Here is a 16,915-nt window from a genome sequence, read left to right as displayed (position 1 = left end):
TTTTCTTCACAAGAAGTTTAGCTCAATAATTATCTGTTTATTAACCCGCATGGATAGCAGCACCTCGCCCGCTGAATTTCAAATACACCGCACCCGACCATACTTCAAAATAAAGACTGCGGTGACCTTGTCCCCCAAGGTGCGAGGTGGCAATACCAAAACCAGCCTGCTGGACCAATTGCTTTGCTGCCTGCACATTTTTACAGGAGATATCAGCGCAGGTTTCCGGCATATGGCATTGGAAGCACTCGCGGTGAACGGCGGTGCCTATCGCCTTATCGTTGTCCATAATGGTTCTGCCAGGCTGTCGGCGAAACATATTACCGCCACCAAATAGCTTGCACACATAGTCACTGGGATGAGTGCGTTGCTGGCGCAACTCCTGCATCAGCGCGGCCACCGCCTCATCGCCGTACCGACCGTCCAGAGACGCCGCTGCCGGGCGCGGACTACCTCGACTAGGGAGCATGAAGTGACACATTCCGCCCACCTGCAGACGGGGATGCCAGAGGGTAATGGCGATACAGGAACCGAGCAGGGTGCCGATACGGGTATCCCGATCTCCGAAATACCATTCTCCCGGTTGCAGAAATATCTCCACGATACCCATGCGTCAATCCCTCCGATAGACCGCCGGTTGAACAAGGCGCAGACCATCGACGATACCATTGAGACTTTCGGAGTGTCCCACCAAAAAATATCCGCCGGGACGCAGGTGCGCGAGCAGGCGCAAACAAATGGCCTCCTTAGCGGGCGGATCAAAGTAAATCAGCACATTGCGCAAAAAAATCACATCAAAATCCCCCACGGCAGGCAGCGGATGATTCAGGTTGATTTGCGAAAATTTCACCGACTTGCGCAACTCCGGCACGATACTGAATGATCCCTCTTGTCGGCCCACACCACGCAGACAATAGCGCTTCAAATAGGCTTTAGGGATTTTCTCGGCACGTTCCATGGGGTAAATACCCTGCGCAGCCGAAGCCAGCATACGAGTACTCAAATCCGAGGCCAGAATTTCCCAACCGCGGCCGCGGCGTTCGGCCAACACCATGGCGATACTGTAGGGCTCCTCGCCGGAAGAACAGGCGGCGCTCCAGATACGAAGCGCCGACTGGTTAGCCCGCTGTGGGATAATCTGTTCACTCAAAAAGGCGAAGTGCTTGGTCTCCCGAAAGAAGTAGGTCTCATTCGTCGTGAGCAGATCCACGGCCTGCTGTCGCTCAGTCGCCTCGCTGTCGAGCAGACGCAAATAGGCATCATAACTATGGCAATCTCGTGCCCGCAGGCGCTTTCCCAATCGCCCCATCACCAGCGGCTTCTTGGCCGGGCCGAGGGTAATCCCAGCCTCTTTCTGAAAAAAAGCCTGGATACGTCGATAGTCGGCATCAGACAAGGTGGATACGGGCGTGGTCATCAACATGGTCTATGGACCGGCCGCCGCATCGGCAGCAATCGCGGCGAGTTCGGCCATCTCGTCCAGGGAGAGCACCCGCTCCATTTCCAGCAGGACAATGAATTGATTAGCCACCTTGGCCATACCCCGGATGAACTCGGTGCGCAAACCGGCACCAAACTGCGGCGCTGGTTCTATCTGTTCCTCTGAGAACTCCAGCACCTCATTGACGGCATCGACGATGACGCCGAGGCGCTGTCGTGACTCCCCTTCCTGCAGATCCACGATGGTAATGCAACTCCGTTTATGAATGGCAGTCGCCGGACGTCCGAAACGGCGCGCTATGTCGATGATGGGCACTACCTGACCACGCAGGTTGATCACCCCCACCACAAAAGTCGGCATCATGGGAATCTGGGTAGGAACGACATAGGCGATGATCTCTCGCACCGCCGTAATATCCACACCAAAGGATTCCGCCTGCAACTGGACAATCAGATATTGCCCTCCCCAACGTTCAACCTGGGCGGTACCGTCTCCTGCTGGCAGCATATTCATGGACGCCTCCTCAGAAGCGGACGAAATCGTGGCTGTCAGCACTTACTGGCGCTACGTCGTGTCCACGTCCCTGGAGGGGCGCCGGGCCCCCCGCAGAGGCTTTATGCACACTGGCTTTGGCAGAATGTCCGCCCCCATTCGTGCGTAGTCGGAACGTCGCCATCAACTGCTGAAGCTGTTCGGCCTGTCCGCTCATCTCCTCTGCCGTCGCCGCCAGCTCTTCAGAGGCGGATGCATTTTGCTGGGTAACCTGATTGAGTTGCCCCACCGCCAAGTTGATCTGATCGATGCCGGCCGCCTGTTCATTGGATGCTGCGTTGATTTCCTGCACCAGGTCAGAGGTTTTGCCGATCGCCGGGACCAGAGCGGTCAGAGCGCTGCCGGCTTGTTCCGCCACCTGCACACTGCTGCTGGCCAGTGCGCCAATTTCCTGTGCCGCTACCTGACTGCGCTCCGCCAGTTTACGTACCTCAGCGGCGACCACGGCGAAGCCCTTGCCATGTTCACCAGCACGGGCGGCCTCGATCGCGGCGTTGAGTGCCAGCATATTGGTCTGATAAGCGATGTCGTCGATGATTCCAATTTTATCAGCGATATTCTTCATAGCCTGCACCGTCTGGGTGACTGCGTCACCGCCGCTACGCGCCTCTTTAGCAGCACCAGTCGCGATATCGTCGGTCACCCGCGCATTCTCCGCGTTTTGCTTGATGGAAGCTGCGGCCTCTTCTAGCGTCGCAGAAGTCTCCTCGACACTGGCGGCCTGCTCAGAGGCGGCCTGAGAGAGCGACTGAGAGGTTGCGCTCACCTGCTCAGAGGCACTGGAGAGATTGTCTGCGGCGCTACGCACCTCGCCGATGGTCTGGGCTAGGCGCTCCACCATAGTGCCCATCGCCGCCATCAAGCGTCCCGTTTCATCGCGGGTCCGAGATACCACCTGCATGGAGAGATCACCATCGGCAATCTGTTCGGCCACCCCGACAGCCTCATTCAATGGTCGGGTAATGGAACGGGTCAGGAAAAAACCCATCAACATCGCCATGAGAATAGCGGCAACACTGATCCCGATAGACAGATCACGGGCGCTGACATAGTCCGCATTGCCTTGCTGCGATGCCGTAACAAAACGGACGGCTAAGGCTTTATCAAGCCGATCCAGTTCAGTGCGGAGCAAGGTTTCCTGGGGAACCACCTGTTGTTGAAACTGGGTGAAGGCGGTAATAGGATTCGCATCTTGAAAGCAGCCCTTTAACCCGGAATCGTATTTTTCCATGTGGCCTTGGATTTTTTTCACCAGCAATTTATCCTGGGGATGCTGGGCAACCTCCTCATGAAGGACCGCCAGAATATCCTGACTCCTTGATTGCAGATTTCGGATATTCTTTTGATCTCCGGCACGTTGCCCGGGAGTCTGGCTTAAAAACATATCGCGACAGTCACTGGCCATGGCCAGGACCGCAACGTGGAGTTCATTGGCGTGATCGGCGATGGGCCACGCCACGCCGGTAATGCTATCGACATCGCCCTTAATTTTCTGCAGTTGCACAATCGACGTTGCCGCCAGAAGGATCAGCAGGATGATGACTGCGCCATAACTGGCGCCTAAACGCAAACCGATACGCATATTCCCGAGCATAATGAATTCCTCTTGGTGTAAGTCAGTGGGAGTGTTTTGCGGAAGTGTGATGGTGAATCAGCGCCGGAATATCCAGAATGGGGGCGACGTCGCCATTACCGAGGATGGTCGCTGCGGATATCCCCGGTACCTGTTCGAACAACTTGCCGAGCGGCTTGATGACCGTCTGCTGATTGCCGAGGATAGCCCCGACTACCATGCCAACCCGATCTTGACCATGACGCACGACAATGACATTGCGACGTTTTTCGGGTTGGGCATCAAACCGAAAAACTCTCGTCAAATGTAGTAGCGGCAGAGCCTGGTCGCGTAACACCATATATCCGACAGTGCCTTGCTGTTCCGGATATTCCAGGCATTCCTCCACGGACTCAGAGGGGATGACGAAGGTATCCGTCGCTAACTTGACGAGAAAGCCGTCGATAATAGACAAGGTGAGTGGCAGACGGATGCGCATGGTGCTTCCTGCACCGGGAGTGGATTGGATTTCGATACTGCCACGGATAGCCTCGATGTTTTGACGCACCACGTCCATCCCCACCCCTCGCCCGGAAATGTCGCTCACCTGGTCGGCTGTGGAAAACCCGGGGGCGAATATCAGCGCGTAGATTTCCTGGTCACTGAGTTGTTGCTCTGGAGTGGCCAGCCCCTTTTCTATGGCCTTGCCCAGAATTTTCTCGCGATTGAGTCCGCCGCCGTCATCACGCACCTCGATAAGAATGCCGCTGGCATCATGACAGGCATGCAGACTGATACAGCCTTGAGCCGGTTTGCCGAGCGCGTGACGACGCTCCGCACTCTCAATACCATGGTCCATGGCATTGCGCACCAAGTGCATGAGCGGATCGGTGATTTTTTCCGCCATGCTCTTGTCGAGTTCCGTCCCTTCGCCGCTGATTTCCAAACGAATATCCTTGCCAAGAGTCCGTGCAGTATCCCGCACCACACGCGGAAAACGCTGAAAGACCTCAGCTACATCGATCATTCGCAAGTGCAGAGCACCATCGCGGATATCCTCCACCAGGCGCGCCACCTGAGCGGCGGATTCGATCCGTTCCTCGGCGTTATTCTGCGCCGCATAAAGACTGTTGGCGGCGCTGGCGATGACCAGTTCCCCGACCAGGTTCACCAGTTGATCCAGATCGGCAGCACGTACACGCAACATCTGGCGCTCGACTACCTGATGTTCGCGCTGTTGTTGCTGTTTCTCCAGAGCGCCCTGTACCACAGGCTCCTGCACCATGTTTTGGGCCACCAGAATCTCGCCGAGTGGTTGATGCTGACCGCCCTGGCTCGACGAATCCTGTAAGGCGAGCGCTCCTTTCAACTCCTCTGGCGTCAACGAGCCTACAGCGACGAGAATCTCGCCCAAATGCTTATCGGCTTCTGGCAATTGCTGAATCAACTGGAGATAAGCAGTGATCTGGCTATGTGCCGGAAGGATGTGAATCGTGCTGGATTCTTTGACGAAATCAAAAACATCGGCAATTTTTGCCTTGTCGGCAGAACTCTTGAAACTGATTTCAAAACCCAGATAGCAGCTTTCTGCGTCCATCTCGGATAGTGGCGGCAGGCGGTCGGTCAGGGTAACGATCCCAACAATTTCGCCGATCTGCTCCAGATAGCGCAAAAAAGAAAGAGGGTCCATGCCATCGCGAAATGTGTCGAGCCCGAAACGCAGGGAAATATGCCAGTTGCCCGTTTGCACCGAATCAGGCGAATTGCTGCACTCTGGTTCGGTGAAAGGGGATACGGTTGGTGCCAACGTTGTCGGGGCAAGCGCCGGTGCTGTCGCAGGTACTGTGCTCGCTATCGGGCTGGAGCCCAATTGGGCCGCGAGATCTCCGAGCAGCCGCAAATCCTCCGCAAGAAAACTCTGATCCAATGACGACTCAGTGGCAATTCGGTCCAAGTAGCCCGCGATATGGTCGCCACAGGAAAGTAGCAAAGTGATGCGCACCGGCGTGAGCTCCGTAATTCCCGACCGGATTTGGTCCAGCAGATTCTCCAGGCGATGGGTAAAACGCACTACCTCTTCCAGTCCGAACAGGCCAGCAGAACCCTTGATGGTATGCGCCGCCCGAAAGACTGCGTTTATACGTTCCGAATCAGCGCCCGCATCCTCCATGAACAACAGCGCATTTTCCATGTCCTGTAGCAATTCACGACTTTCTTCAAAAAAAGTCTGTAGTGCTGCCGCCATTTGTGGATCAAGATCAATCATCCGGCCATCTCCCGCGTCAGAATAACAGGATCACCAAAATAGGCCGTCAGACGGCACAACTGCAGTGCCCGAACCATAGCGACTGAATGTCCGGTGAGTCGCAGAATCACACCAAGGCGCAGAGCTTCGGCTTTAGTTGCCAATAACATTTGCAAACCGGCCCCATCCACTTCAGCCACTTCGTTTAATACCAGTTCAATTTCATGATGCTGCTGGAGCATGGTCAGCAGATGTGTACGCAAGGATGCCGCCGCGTAAATATCCAGATCGCCGGATAACCGGATTTGCAGATTGGCACCCTGCTGCTCCTGCTCAATGTCCATAGTCATCAAGGCAAAATCAGCTTGCCTACCGCGGCCAGCATCTGCTGAGGCTGGAATGGCTTGATCACCCAAGCTTTTGCGCCAGCAGCCTGTCCCTGGAGTTTTTTTTCTTCTTCCGCCTCAGTGGTAAGCATGATCACCGGCGTGAACTTGTATTCCGGCTTCTGTTTAACCTCCTTGACGAAGGTAATGCCATCCATGTTGGGCATATTCACATCACTGATAATGAGATGGACTTTGGCTGCTGCGCCCAGTTTTGCCAGACCATCTACACCGTCACAAGCCTCGATGACTTCATAACCTGCGCCTTTCAGCGCAATGCTGACCACTTGCCGCAAGGATGCGGAATCATCGACTACGAGAACTGTTTTTGCCATTTCGCGAACTCCTTGCGCGCTATTTTAGAAAAAAGTGATGTCTTGGCCGGCGTCCGGGGCCGCGTTGCCTTCTCCATGATGAATGGCATGTTCTTCACGGGTCGTATATTTGCTGGTCAACGCCTGCAACCACTCGTCTATCCCACCTCCGGGATTTCCTTGTGCCAAGTGCGACGGCAGATCACTCATCCCCTCTTCCACATGTCCCAGCACCTGACTGACACGATCCTGAAATTGCAGGGCGATCAATAATTGGTCCATTTCTTCAGCGATCTTTTGTGCCTCGCTTTGCAGAATATCCGCGGATTCGGACAGGCGGCCCGTCATTTCTTGCAAGCGATGCAATACGCTACGGATAGACAGCTCTGCGTTGGCCAGGAATTGCCTTTCCTGTTGAATAGCCGTTGCCGTTTGCGCGACCACACCACGAATGGCCGTGCTGATGACTTTAACGCTCTCGCTCATTTGCTGGCTGGTGTCCTTGGAGCGGGTGGATAATTTGCGCACTGCATCGGCTACCACGGCGAAACCGCGGCCATGCTCGCCAGCGCGAGCCGCTTCTATGGCGGCGTTGAGCGCGAGCAACGTTGTCTGAGAGGCGATTTCTCCCACATCCTGCGCCATACGCTCCAACGTATTGATCTGGGACAAAAGTGCCGATATCACCTGTTGCTGCGCCTCATGCTGCTGGGTAGCCGTGCCGATATGTTGGAGTACACCCAGAAGTTCCGCCTCACTGGTGCGGAACAAACCGCCCATATCCGGATCTCCTCTTTCGGCCTGCGCCGCGCCGCGTGAGGCGCGCACGGCATTACCCAGACGCTCATGGAGCCTGACGAAGCGGCTCATAATGTCAGAAACTGCTTGTTCCATCTGTGTCCGACCAGATTTGATCTGGGACGCCAGCACCTGAAACGCCTGCTCAAGCACCTGATCTAAAGGGAGATTGTCCGTCATTTTATTCTCTGTATTCGTTGCGTAAGAAATTAGGTACATCAACCTTACGGCACTACTCCGCAAAACTTTAGCGACTCCGGATCAGGCTCGGTTCCCGTCCCATCAATGAACCCTTTAGAAGGCATACTGCAACATCATCCGATTGTAGATGAAGGATCTGCCTGCATAGGCCTGTAAACCATTATCGATAGCGACCTGATCACGGACAGTAAATCCTTTAAGCACCTTGGGGACATAGGTCATATCTAGGTAAACGCCGTGGGTCTTACCCTCATAATTGGTATTAAAGTGGACATATCCGACCATTAAAATAATTTGCCTTTGACATAGTCGATAGCTTGCAGCAACGCGCCACGCATGTCCGGGACCAAAGGCCAGAAGGTTGTCCGTTATGAACGACGAGTAAGTGGCCTTATAATTGCCATAGGGTGAGATAATGGCACCCCCACCAAAGGAGCCAGCATGAGGAGTAAGGGCGTTATATGCCACAAACAATTTACCACCAGGGATTTTTACACCCACTTTGCCACCCCACAGTGTCGCACTTACATCACCAGATTGCCCGAAGAGTTTGGCATCATATTTCTGGAAGACCGAATTTACCTGCCATTCCCGCATATACTGCACGGCAGCAAAGGGAAAAAACTCCGCACCCGTTTTTAGGGTATAGGCGGCACTACCATAAAACAACTGCGCAAACTGGTAAAAGTTGTAATACCAAGCCTGAACATTTGCATTCCTCGCTTTATATGTCGCGCCGAAGGCCAGCGTACCCTGAAACTCACCAGCATTTTTCGGTAATACGGCGGTCACGTCATACAGGGGATCGTTGTAATAATTTGTGTCATAATACAAATTATCTTTGTAGTAATCGCCGGAGGTTCGACTTTTCCAGCGGAAAATGCGCATGGCCTCCAGATTTAATCCAGAAACAGGGGTGAACCGGGCAAATATGCCCTGGAAGGTTTGCGGCAACATGCGTGAATCGCGGGGACCCATCCACGGCGTGTTGATCATCTGGTTGCCGATGCGAATCAGCAGACGGTGAGGTCTTACATACTGAATATAAACTTGCCCCAGTGCATTAATGGAAGACGCAATGCCCATCAATGTAGTGTCAACATGCTTGGGATTATTACCGTGTGTGCCCAAATCGTTGGTAGTGAAGAAGCTGGCGCCTAAAATAAAGCCTCCGAGAAAGGGAGCGGTTTTGACGTTGAGAATACCGGCCAGAGCGTAAGCATCCATGTTGTTTTCCGCAGCGGCACCATAGAGTTTGCTGAAGTAGCAAGAGCGTATAGTTCCACTAATGCCACTTTTCTGGATGAAATTTTTTGGCGCTTCGGCCTGCGCGAAGCTGGGTATGGCGAAAATGTAACAGGCACCCATTATAATTGAATATCTATTTTTCTGTAACATGGCTCAACTTTCAGTATCCAGATTTATATCCACATATTCCGACATATTTAACACGACGCTTTCAATCAAGAGATTTTCTACTAGGCATATTGGGTTGGCGTGCCTGGTACAGACCATTAAAGTCGTGGTGCCGCACCAAACCTGGCGCGCAAAAGCCGCATTATGAAACGTCGATACGTACAGATCAGCGCGATCATGGGCAGAATCGCTTCCGCAACCACAAACGCACCTTCCATACGATCCAACCGACGTTGTTAAGCCGCTCGCCGGGACGGGATTCCATCGAGCCCTAATCATCCAGGGGGTTCCGACAACGGAAACGTCCATCGACTTTACGACACAACTTCCCAAAACTTTAGCGTCTCCGATGGACCTCTGGCAATCTTGCCGATATCGTGTAATCTCAGCAGACCAAAGTAAAACATCAGTGGGATACTAGAGGGTAGAGCGTATGGGTTTCTTAGAAATAGTGAACAAAGATCAGAACCTGGCGATTTTTGTGCAGATGGCAGGGCTGAAAGAGACGGATGTGCATCTCATTCAGTCTGCTGCGCCCCAGGCGCTGGCACTGCTGCCGGAAGTCGTTGTCCTTTTCCTTCAGCACCTCAAGGCCGTCCCTGAAGTGGAGCAGAGGCTCGCGACTGCACATCAGGATTTTCCACAACATCTGACCCATTGGCTCGGCAACCTGTTCACCGGTCCGCACGATCAGCAGTTTCTGGAAGCCCAGCATCAAGAGGGCAGCAATAATGTACAGAAACGCATTCCGCCGCTGTATACCGCCTTTGCCATGAGCTTTTTGCGAGCGGCTTTGCCGCAATTATTAGGGACCCACGGCGTTTCCCAACAATACGGCGACGGCGCTTTAACGGCAGCCATCCTGCGCATGCTGGATCTCTGTCAGTATCTCACGGACCGCGCTTATACGGCACGCCTGCTGGAAGTAACAGGCATCTCGAAAACCTTGTTAGATCGCCTCATGACGGTATGAAATGAACTCAAAAATTGCCAACATACCCGCGCCCGACGCTGCCCAAGAACTCGTTGCCCGCCAAGCCATTCTGAATCGTCATGGCGAGGTAATTGGCTATGAACTATTTGCGAGAGAAGAGGCCAGCGGACCACTGGAGGATCCGTTTCTCTGTTCGGCCAGAGTGCTAATAAAAACATTCAGCGTATTCAATATCGAACAGTTACTCGGCGGAAAACCAGCCTTTATTAACTTTACCAACAGCAATTTTGATGAAAAAAGTTTAGAACTTTTTCCAGCCACACAAATAATCCCAGAGTTTACCATTATCGAAGCGCCAACACGGGAGTTTATTGACAATATTCTCAATTTGCGCAAACGTGGCTTTCGCCTCGCTTTGGACCGTTTTGAAGCAGCGCCATGGCAGATCGGCTTACTCAAGGTGGTGGATTTTGTCAAAATAGATACCTATTTCAATGAACCCAGGGAATGGGAAGCGTGGATACAACTAATTCGCAAAGCCGATATGGCCAATACTCCAACCATTATCGCCACCCGGGTTGAAACCCAAATCATGGCGCGACGCTGCTTTGAGGCGGGGGTGGACTATAGCCAGGGTTACTATTTCATGCGTCCGGAAATTATCAGTGGAAGGAGTCTTTCTGCCAATCAACTTACCATCTTCAACCTGTTAAACATGCTTGCCGAGGAGAATCCAGTCGGTGATATTGAAGAAACTTTTCGCCGCGATCCCGGCTTGTCTTTTCAGTTACTCCGTTATTTGAATTCTGCAGGGCTGACACGGGGTCAGGAAATTGACAGTATACGCCGTGCGCTCATATTACTGGGCAGGCAACCCTTGCAACGCTGGCTAACGCTGTTACTTTTTGCCAGCCAAGGTGCGCGTAAAACGCCATTGCTGACGATGGCCGCGACCCGCGCACGCCTTGCTGAGCTGCTTCGCGAGCGATCCCCTAAACTGGATGCGCAACCACTGGCACTGCATCGCTCATTTTTAGCGGGTATGCTCTCCCTGCTGGATGCCTGCTTCAATCAACCGCTGCCTGAACTGCTGGATGAGTTGCGACTCTCACGGGAAATGCATGCTGCCATACTGCAGCATGAGGGGGAGGATGGCATGCTGCTTCTTATCGTCGAAGCGGCCGAGAATGGTGATATCGAGGCGGTGCGAAATGCCGGTCACGCACTGGGCTTATCGGTAACAGACATCACCAACATGTCGCTGGAATCCATGGCTTGGGCAGCGACTTTAAAATAAGGTACCCGCTTTTGTTAAGACATGCTCCGCGGCATCAGATGATGTCACATTATTTTCTGCCTGCTGATTATAAATAATACGTCTGGCTGCCTCCTGACTGAGCACGACAATACTTACTCGGCGATTCAGCGGAGAATTCGGCTCCTTGGGAACGTACAGCACCGCCGAGCCCATACCGACAACACGCAGGATCTTGCTTTCATCCAGCCCGCTTTGTACCAGGGTCTGCCGCACCGCGTTCGCCCGGCCTGCGGATAAATTGTAGTTACTATAGCCCTTCCCGTCATTGAGATAACGCAACGCGTCGGTATGGCCAGTTATACTGATCTGATTGGGCAACTCATTCAGAGTCGGCGCGATAGCCTGGAAAATAGCGTGGGCGTAAGGCTCCAGTATGGTACTCCCGTTGGAAAACATAGATCTTTTAGCGCTATCCACGACCTGAATGCGCAACCCTTCCGGGGTGATGTTTATGAGCAGCTGTTTCCGGAACGCTGCCAGTGCCGGTTTACTGGCAATTTGCGCATCCAGCGCCTTCTGGAGCTGTTCGAGGTTGTGTCGATCAATACGCTCTGCGCGGTTGACCGGTGTTTCATTACTCGCCATGACCTGCCGTTTCTGACCCCGCTGCACCTCCCCGACCGTTTTATTCAAATTACTCCCACCACCAGGCAGGATCGAGTTGGATGATCCGCTACCCGGCCCGCCCATCAGCGACACTTGCTCAGGATTTTTAAACCACTGGGCAATACCCTGCAATTGCGCTTTTGTGGTAGATCCCAAGAGCCACATCAGCAGAAAGAACGCCATCAACGCTGTAATAAAATCAGCGTAGGCAATTTTCCACGCACCGCCGTGAGCGCCACCGCCTTTTTTGATACGCTTGATGACTATCGGTTTGGTTTTATCGTCAGCGGCCATAAATGCGCTACTTGCCTTTCAAATCACGCAAATGTGAATCCAGCTCCTGGAAACTGGGACGCTCCGTCGAATAAAGCACCTTGCGTCCGAATTCGACAGCCACCTGCGGGGGGTAGGCATTCATCGTCGCCAGTAAGGCAACTTTGATACACTCAAACATTTTGCTGGCCTCAGCAGCACGATCTTCAAGGCGTGCCGCCAACGGCGATACAACAGCATAACCCAGCAGAATGCCGAGAAAAGTACCCACCAGTGCGGCGGCGATCAGTTCGCCCAATACGGACGGTGGCTTATCCACGGAGCCCATCGTATTCACCACGCCCATCACCGCCGCCACAATCCCGAACGCTGGCATACCATCCGCGGTGCGGATCAATGCGTGGATAGGAATTTCTTGCTCACGATGATGCGTATCTATGTCCACATCCATGAGGTTTTCCATCTCAAATGCCCCCAGGTTTCCACCCACCATAAGCCGCAAATAGTCCGTAATAAACTCTAGAACATGATGGTCAGCGAGAATACGAGGGTATTTTTTAAAGAGCTCACTGGATTGCGGATCGTCCACATCGCCTTCAATAGACATCAATCCGCCCTGCCGGATTTTTGCAAACAGCTCATTGAGCAAACTGAGCAGCTCCATATAGACGGCTTTGGTATAGTTAGAACCTTTGAATGCCCGTGGTAACGCTTTGAATACTGATTTAAAAGTCCTCGGAAAAGTGGCGGCGAAAAACGCGCCGAATGCCCCGCCGCCAATCATGAGCAATTCATAGGGCTGGACAAGGGCGGCGAGTTGTCCACCCTCCAACGTGAATCCGCCAAAAATGGCGCCCAGAGCAATTACATAACCGATTAGTAAAAACATGATGTCATCATCTACTTACTGGACAACGAAACTGGCAAAGTAAACGTCGGCAATGGGCGGATTCTTCTCTGTCAGAGGCACTTTCTGTACCCCTCCGTCGGTCTCCAACGTCTTATTCACTTGCTGCTTTATCTCTTGCAGCAACTGATCACGCACTGCGGGCTCACTGACCTTGTCAGCATTCTGGGCGCTGAGCAGCATCAAAATACCATTACGAATTTCGGGCATAAACGATTTTACTGAAGTTTCGACGACAGCATTATAGGTTTTCAACTGTATTTGCACCTGAATATAATGCGTGCTGCCGTCACTGCTCTGCAGGTTGGTGACGAGAGAACCGAGATCAATAAACTTGGTATCCCGCAACCTTTCCTTGGCGATTTGTGCAGGCGTGGGCACGGTCGCTGGGCGCAGGACAAACCACCAAGTGCCCCCTGCCCCGACGATGAGCAACACAACAATCGCAATGATGAGGATGATCACCCGACTGCTTTTCCCCGGCTTCTTTTCTTCTGCCATGACTTCCTTGACTGTCGATATCTGAGAGAACTGACCTTCTACCTAACGCTTATATACCCGATCCTTGTCGTTCAGCCAAGTAAAAATCTTGCCAAGTCGACTTGGCTCAACCTGCGCAAATCCTTCCTTTCGGAAGGATGAAAAATCGCTGACCATTCCAAACGCAGGTCGCCAAGGATCGTGGCGCATCCGGCAATCTCCTGTATATCATTGAATAAATTTATATACGCTAGTTTCAGCAAAAGGTACCGATAGAGACTATCGAGGCGCCGCAGGTGGGGGGATGGGAGATTGTCGTCCAGAGTGACCAACAGATGCTGAACGACCTGCTGAACCCGCTCCATCGCGCGCTGCTTCGCGGCGAAATCCCGACGCTCCAACGCCCGTCGAATCCTGTGTATATATTTTTCAACACCCTCCAGTCCTAGAAAAACAAGGCCATCGGCCGTAAAATACGGCATTGCTGTAGAGAAATCCTGCGCTGATTTTTTGGGTATCTGCTGCATAACACTTTCCTCCCGTTTTTTCTCAAAAGGAATAACGGCACGTCACAGGGAAAACTGAAATGGTAGACGGTGCAAGGCGAGCGGCACTACCCTGCCCATAAAGGCGTGACTAGCAGCCGGTCAGGCCCTTTGCGTTGAATTTTCGTATAATTACTTATAATTCAATGTGATGAATGAAATACGGCCCACTTTATCGATCCCGACCGCAAGACGAGCTACCTCCTGCCCCCTTCTCCTCAAGACTGGCTCCCTGAAGGACACCTCGCCCGCTTTATCGTTAAGGTGATTGAGGAACTGGATGTGTCCCGCCTGGTTCAGCAATATGCCGGCCGGGGCTGCAAGGCCTATCACCCGACTACCCTGCTGGCGATACTGGTCTACCAGGGCCACGGCACTCTCGCATCCTAGCTTCATGACTTAACGGCGGAATCCCCGTTTTTCTGGACAAAGTCCAACACCTTCTGTATAAATCGGGGCATGACGGCCCCACACCTCACCGACCAGCAACGCGCTGATCTGCAGCGTATCCAGGTACATCCCCTCCTTGGGGAGTGTCAAACAGCGCTTAAAAATGACCAGGTAACGGCGTCTAATTTTGACCAGGGTTAGAAGGGGTGGCTGCGGCGTTTTTTGAACCGGTAAGAATCGTTTCCGGTCTCCAGAATGTCGCAGTGATGGGTCGTGGCAGATTCTGGAAGGGTAAGCCATTGCGCAGGGCCCCGGGCCTACGCTCCAGCATACTGAGGCAGTGCTGGGGGTCCGTGATGGTCTTATCGCGTCCCATACGCCGGGAATGGGTGGCGATCACCGCACTCTCCTCCAAGGTGGAGCCGTCGATGGCCATGATCCGCAGGCCGCGATAAAACACGCCTGGCATCCCCTGTGAGCCATGCGGTTGGATCTGCTCTTGGTACAACGCCTTCAGCGGGCCTGAACCGACACGCCCTCGTGCCTGGGAGATCGCCCCTTTACTGACCGTGCTCTGCATCAAGCCCTCATCTCCGAGCAAAGGCCGCAGCCCCTCAATCACCAAGCGGAGGACCTCCTCGTAGGCGACATTGGCATAGAACACAATCGCCAGTACAAACTAGATCAGTACGTCATGTGGCAACCCACGTCGGCGTTGGCTTTCCAGACCTTGTTGCGCCAATGTCTCCCGGACTTTTCCAATGGGACACCGCATCGCCAGATAGCCCACCGCCAGGTAGTCGGCCAGACGGGCGCCTGCGGACAATTGTGCCTTGGTACGCGCCATCGCCATGCCTCCTGCGCATTTCACTGATCGTGGGCGGCCATTTCACTGATCGTGGGCACCCCCGAAAAGCGTACATTCTGGTCGTAGTAATTTTAAGCACGGGTGGTCACGATGGGTCAACTTTTTGGGTGTCGCGCCCGTCACGGTGACGCCGCAGAGAATCCCCCTTCAGCTCCAGTCGGTGCGCACTTTGCAGCAGCCGGTCCAGTACGGCATCGGCCACAGTGGGTTCACCCAGATATTCGTGCCAGTGGTTGACCGGTAACTGGCTGGTAATCAGCGTGGCCCGTTGGTTCACCCGGTCATCGATGATTTCCAGCAGGTCCCGAACGCCTTCCGCCCCCATGGGGGCCAGTCCCCAGTCATCCAGGATAATCAGATCGACCTTGGCCAGGGCGCTGAGATAACGCCCGAAGCTGCCGTCACCGTGACGAATCCGGAGTTCCTCAAACAGACGTGGTAAGCGCAGATAACGCACGCTCAGGCCCTGACGACAGGCCTGATGCCCCAGCGCACAGGCCAGCCAAGTTTTACCGGTACCGGTGGCGCCGGTGATCAGCAGATTATGCCCCTGACGAACCCAGGTGTGCTGGATCAACGCCGCGATTTGGGATCGATCCAGTCCCCGGGAACCGCGATAGTCGATGTCTTCCACGCAGGCATTTTGCTTGAGATGGGCCAGCTTCAGCAGGCGCGTCAGGCGGCGCTGGTCCCGGGCACAGAGTTCACGGTCGATGAGGAGTCCCAGACGCTCCTCGAAGGGCAGATCCTGCACTTGCGGGAGACGGCATTGTTCGTCGAGCGCTTCGGCCATGGCGTGGAGATTGAGTTGGCGCAGGGCATTCAGAGTGGGTTGCTGTAACATTCGATTTTTCTTCCTGTTCAATGGTAGTAGCGGGGTCCGCGGATATTGTCGTGCTCGGGCAGAGGGGATGTTTTGGGGGAGGATTCCCGGTTTTGATCCAACCCCTGCTCCAGGATGGATTGGACGCTACGGGTGGTCGGGGACCCCACCTTCAGTGCCCGGAAACAGGCGGCGTCCAGGCGGGCTTTCCCATAGCGACGGGAGAGGCTGAGCAGGCCCAGGCAGGAACGATAGCCCTGCTCGGGATGGGGTTTGCTCTCCAACTGCCAGCGCACCACGTCCCGGGTCGCAGGACCAATGGACAGCGCCCAGTTCAGTAGCCGTCCCGGCGTCCATGCGCTGTGCCGCTGATGGGCTTTGGGCATGTGTTCCGTCAGGGTGGTGTAGCGACCCTGATCCGTCTCCCGCAGGTGGCTGGCCACCCGTTGCTGCTGATGGAAGATCTCCACGGCCCGGGCACTGACCCGCAGGTCCACCCGCTCCCCGGCCAGGCGGTAGGGGACCGAGTAGAAATGCCCCTGGTACGCCACGTGATAGTCGATGCTGACCTTGGCGGACTTCCAGACCGCAAAGGCATAATCCTGCACTGGCAGAGGCTTGAGGGCGGGCCGATCCAGGGCCTCGAAGGTACTTTTACGACTGCCGGGTAATCGTTTGAAGGGGCGCTGATTCAGGTCCTCCAGCAGGCGGCGGATTTCCCTGTTGAGTTCCAGCAGCGAGAAAAACTGGAAGTGGCGCAACCGCGCCAGAATCCAGCGCTCCACCACTTGCACGCCGACCTCGACCTTGGCTTTCTTGTAAGTCATCAACTGTCTGTCATTCCGACAGTCATTCACCCATAGACC

General features: G+C 54.1%; 17 protein-coding genes and 3 pseudogenes. 3 read left to right on the top strand and 17 right to left on the bottom strand.

Features of this window, described 5'->3' with window-relative positions; all coding sequences use genetic code 11:
* Positions 1–40: 40 nt before the first annotated feature.
* The 9 genes from Q0C48_RS13550 to Q0C48_RS13510 form a co-directional block, all read right to left on the bottom strand.
* A complete protein-coding gene (locus tag Q0C48_RS13550) occupies positions 41–610 on the bottom strand; it encodes a chemotaxis protein CheD (RefSeq protein ID WP_291525223.1) in 570 nt (189 codons plus the stop codon).
* A 3-nt stretch (positions 611–613) separates the two neighbouring features.
* Positions 614–1,417 (bottom strand): protein-glutamate O-methyltransferase CheR, encoded by an 804-nt coding sequence (locus Q0C48_RS13545; protein WP_291525221.1) that lies wholly within the window; start codon positions 1,415–1,417, stop codon positions 614–616.
* A 9-nt stretch (positions 1,418–1,426) separates the two neighbouring features.
* Positions 1,427–1,954 (bottom strand): chemotaxis protein CheW, encoded by a 528-nt coding sequence (locus Q0C48_RS13540; protein ID WP_291525219.1) that lies wholly within the window; start codon positions 1,952–1,954, stop codon positions 1,427–1,429.
* A 10-nt stretch (positions 1,955–1,964) separates the two neighbouring features.
* Entirely contained in the window at positions 1,965–3,587 is a 1,623-nt protein-coding gene (locus tag Q0C48_RS13535) for a methyl-accepting chemotaxis protein (RefSeq protein WP_291525217.1), read from the bottom strand.
* 22 nt (positions 3,588–3,609) lie between these two features.
* Entirely contained in the window at positions 3,610–5,811 is a 2,202-nt protein-coding gene (locus tag Q0C48_RS13530) for a chemotaxis protein CheA (RefSeq protein ID WP_291525215.1), read from the bottom strand.
* Positions 5,808–6,140, bottom strand: a complete 333-nt coding sequence (locus Q0C48_RS13525; RefSeq protein WP_291525213.1) for an STAS domain-containing protein — start codon at positions 6,138–6,140, stop codon at positions 5,808–5,810. Before Q0C48_RS13525 ends, Q0C48_RS13530 begins: the two co-directional genes overlap by 4 nt.
* Entirely contained in the window at positions 6,140–6,511 is a 372-nt protein-coding gene (locus Q0C48_RS13520) for a response regulator (RefSeq protein ID WP_215876878.1), read from the bottom strand. Before Q0C48_RS13520 ends, Q0C48_RS13525 begins: the two co-directional genes overlap by 1 nt.
* 24 nt (positions 6,512–6,535) lie before the next feature.
* The gene (locus Q0C48_RS13515; RefSeq protein WP_291525209.1) at positions 6,536–7,468 is read right to left on the bottom strand and encodes a methyl-accepting chemotaxis protein; all 933 of its coding nucleotides are present in this window, start codon (positions 7,466–7,468) and stop codon (positions 6,536–6,538) included.
* A 114-nt stretch (positions 7,469–7,582) separates the two neighbouring features.
* Positions 7,583–8,887, bottom strand: coding sequence for an OprD family outer membrane porin (locus Q0C48_RS13510; protein ID WP_291525207.1), 1,305 nt, complete (start codon positions 8,885–8,887; stop codon positions 7,583–7,585).
* 451 nt (positions 8,888–9,338) lie between these two features.
* Here Q0C48_RS13510 and Q0C48_RS13505 point away from each other — a divergent pair, with 451 nt between their 5' ends.
* Both Q0C48_RS13505 and Q0C48_RS13500 read left to right on the top strand, forming a co-directional pair.
* Entirely contained in the window at positions 9,339–9,878 is a 540-nt protein-coding gene (locus Q0C48_RS13505) for a protoglobin domain-containing protein (RefSeq protein WP_291525204.1), read from the top strand.
* 1 nt (position 9,879) lies between these two features.
* On the top strand, positions 9,880–11,136 hold the full coding sequence (locus Q0C48_RS13500) for an EAL and HDOD domain-containing protein (protein ID WP_291525202.1): 1,257 nt from the start codon (positions 9,880–9,882) through the stop codon (positions 11,134–11,136).
* Here the strand turns inward: Q0C48_RS13500 and motB are convergent.
* The 4 genes from motB to Q0C48_RS13480 form a co-directional block, all read right to left on the bottom strand.
* Complete coding sequence (gene motB, locus Q0C48_RS13495; RefSeq protein ID WP_291525200.1) at positions 11,128–12,057, bottom strand: flagellar motor protein MotB; 930 nt, start codon at positions 12,055–12,057, stop codon at positions 11,128–11,130. The genes Q0C48_RS13500 and motB overlap by 9 nt on opposite strands.
* 7 nt (positions 12,058–12,064) lie before the next feature.
* Positions 12,065–12,925 carry a flagellar motor stator protein MotA gene (motA, locus tag Q0C48_RS13490; protein WP_291525198.1) on the bottom strand — a complete coding sequence of 287 codons (861 nt, stop codon included), beginning with the start codon at positions 12,923–12,925 and terminating at the stop codon, positions 12,065–12,067.
* Between the two features lie 15 nt (positions 12,926–12,940).
* A complete protein-coding gene (locus tag Q0C48_RS13485; RefSeq protein ID WP_291525196.1) occupies positions 12,941–13,444 on the bottom strand; it encodes a flagellar basal body-associated FliL family protein in 504 nt (167 codons plus the stop codon).
* 71 nt (positions 13,445–13,515) lie between these two features.
* Complete coding sequence (locus Q0C48_RS13480) at positions 13,516–13,950, bottom strand: flagellar export chaperone FliS (protein WP_291525194.1); 435 nt, start codon at positions 13,948–13,950, stop codon at positions 13,516–13,518.
* A 192-nt stretch (positions 13,951–14,142) separates the two neighbouring features.
* On the opposite strand from Q0C48_RS13480, the pseudogene Q0C48_RS13475 reads away from it, so the two are divergent.
* Positions 14,143–14,331, top strand: a pseudogene (locus Q0C48_RS13475) (IS5/IS1182 family transposase); the annotation flags it as partial.
* A 541-nt stretch (positions 14,332–14,872) separates the two neighbouring features.
* Here Q0C48_RS13475 and Q0C48_RS13470 read toward each other — a convergent pair.
* The 4 genes and pseudogenes from Q0C48_RS13470 to Q0C48_RS13455 form a co-directional block, all read right to left on the bottom strand.
* A pseudogene (locus Q0C48_RS13470) lies at positions 14,873–15,025 on the bottom strand (hypothetical protein); the annotation flags it as partial.
* 12 nt (positions 15,026–15,037) lie between these two features.
* Positions 15,038–15,205: a hypothetical protein gene (locus Q0C48_RS13465; protein WP_291525191.1), complete on the bottom strand. Its 168-nt coding sequence runs from the start codon at positions 15,203–15,205 to the stop codon at positions 15,038–15,040.
* A gap of 106 nt (positions 15,206–15,311) precedes the next feature.
* Positions 15,312–16,070, bottom strand: coding sequence for an IS21-like element helper ATPase IstB (istB, locus tag Q0C48_RS13460; RefSeq protein ID WP_291525189.1), 759 nt, complete (start codon positions 16,068–16,070; stop codon positions 15,312–15,314).
* 17 nt (positions 16,071–16,087) lie between these two features.
* Positions 16,088–16,915 (bottom strand): annotated as a pseudogene (locus tag Q0C48_RS13455) (IS21 family transposase); the annotation flags it as partial.

The organism is Acidithiobacillus sp. (assembly GCF_023255755.1).
GTDB lineage: Bacteria > Pseudomonadota > Gammaproteobacteria > Acidithiobacillales > Acidithiobacillaceae > Acidithiobacillus.
Note: the sequence above shows the minus strand (reverse complement) of the source record. Positions and strands in the feature narration are given on the sequence as shown.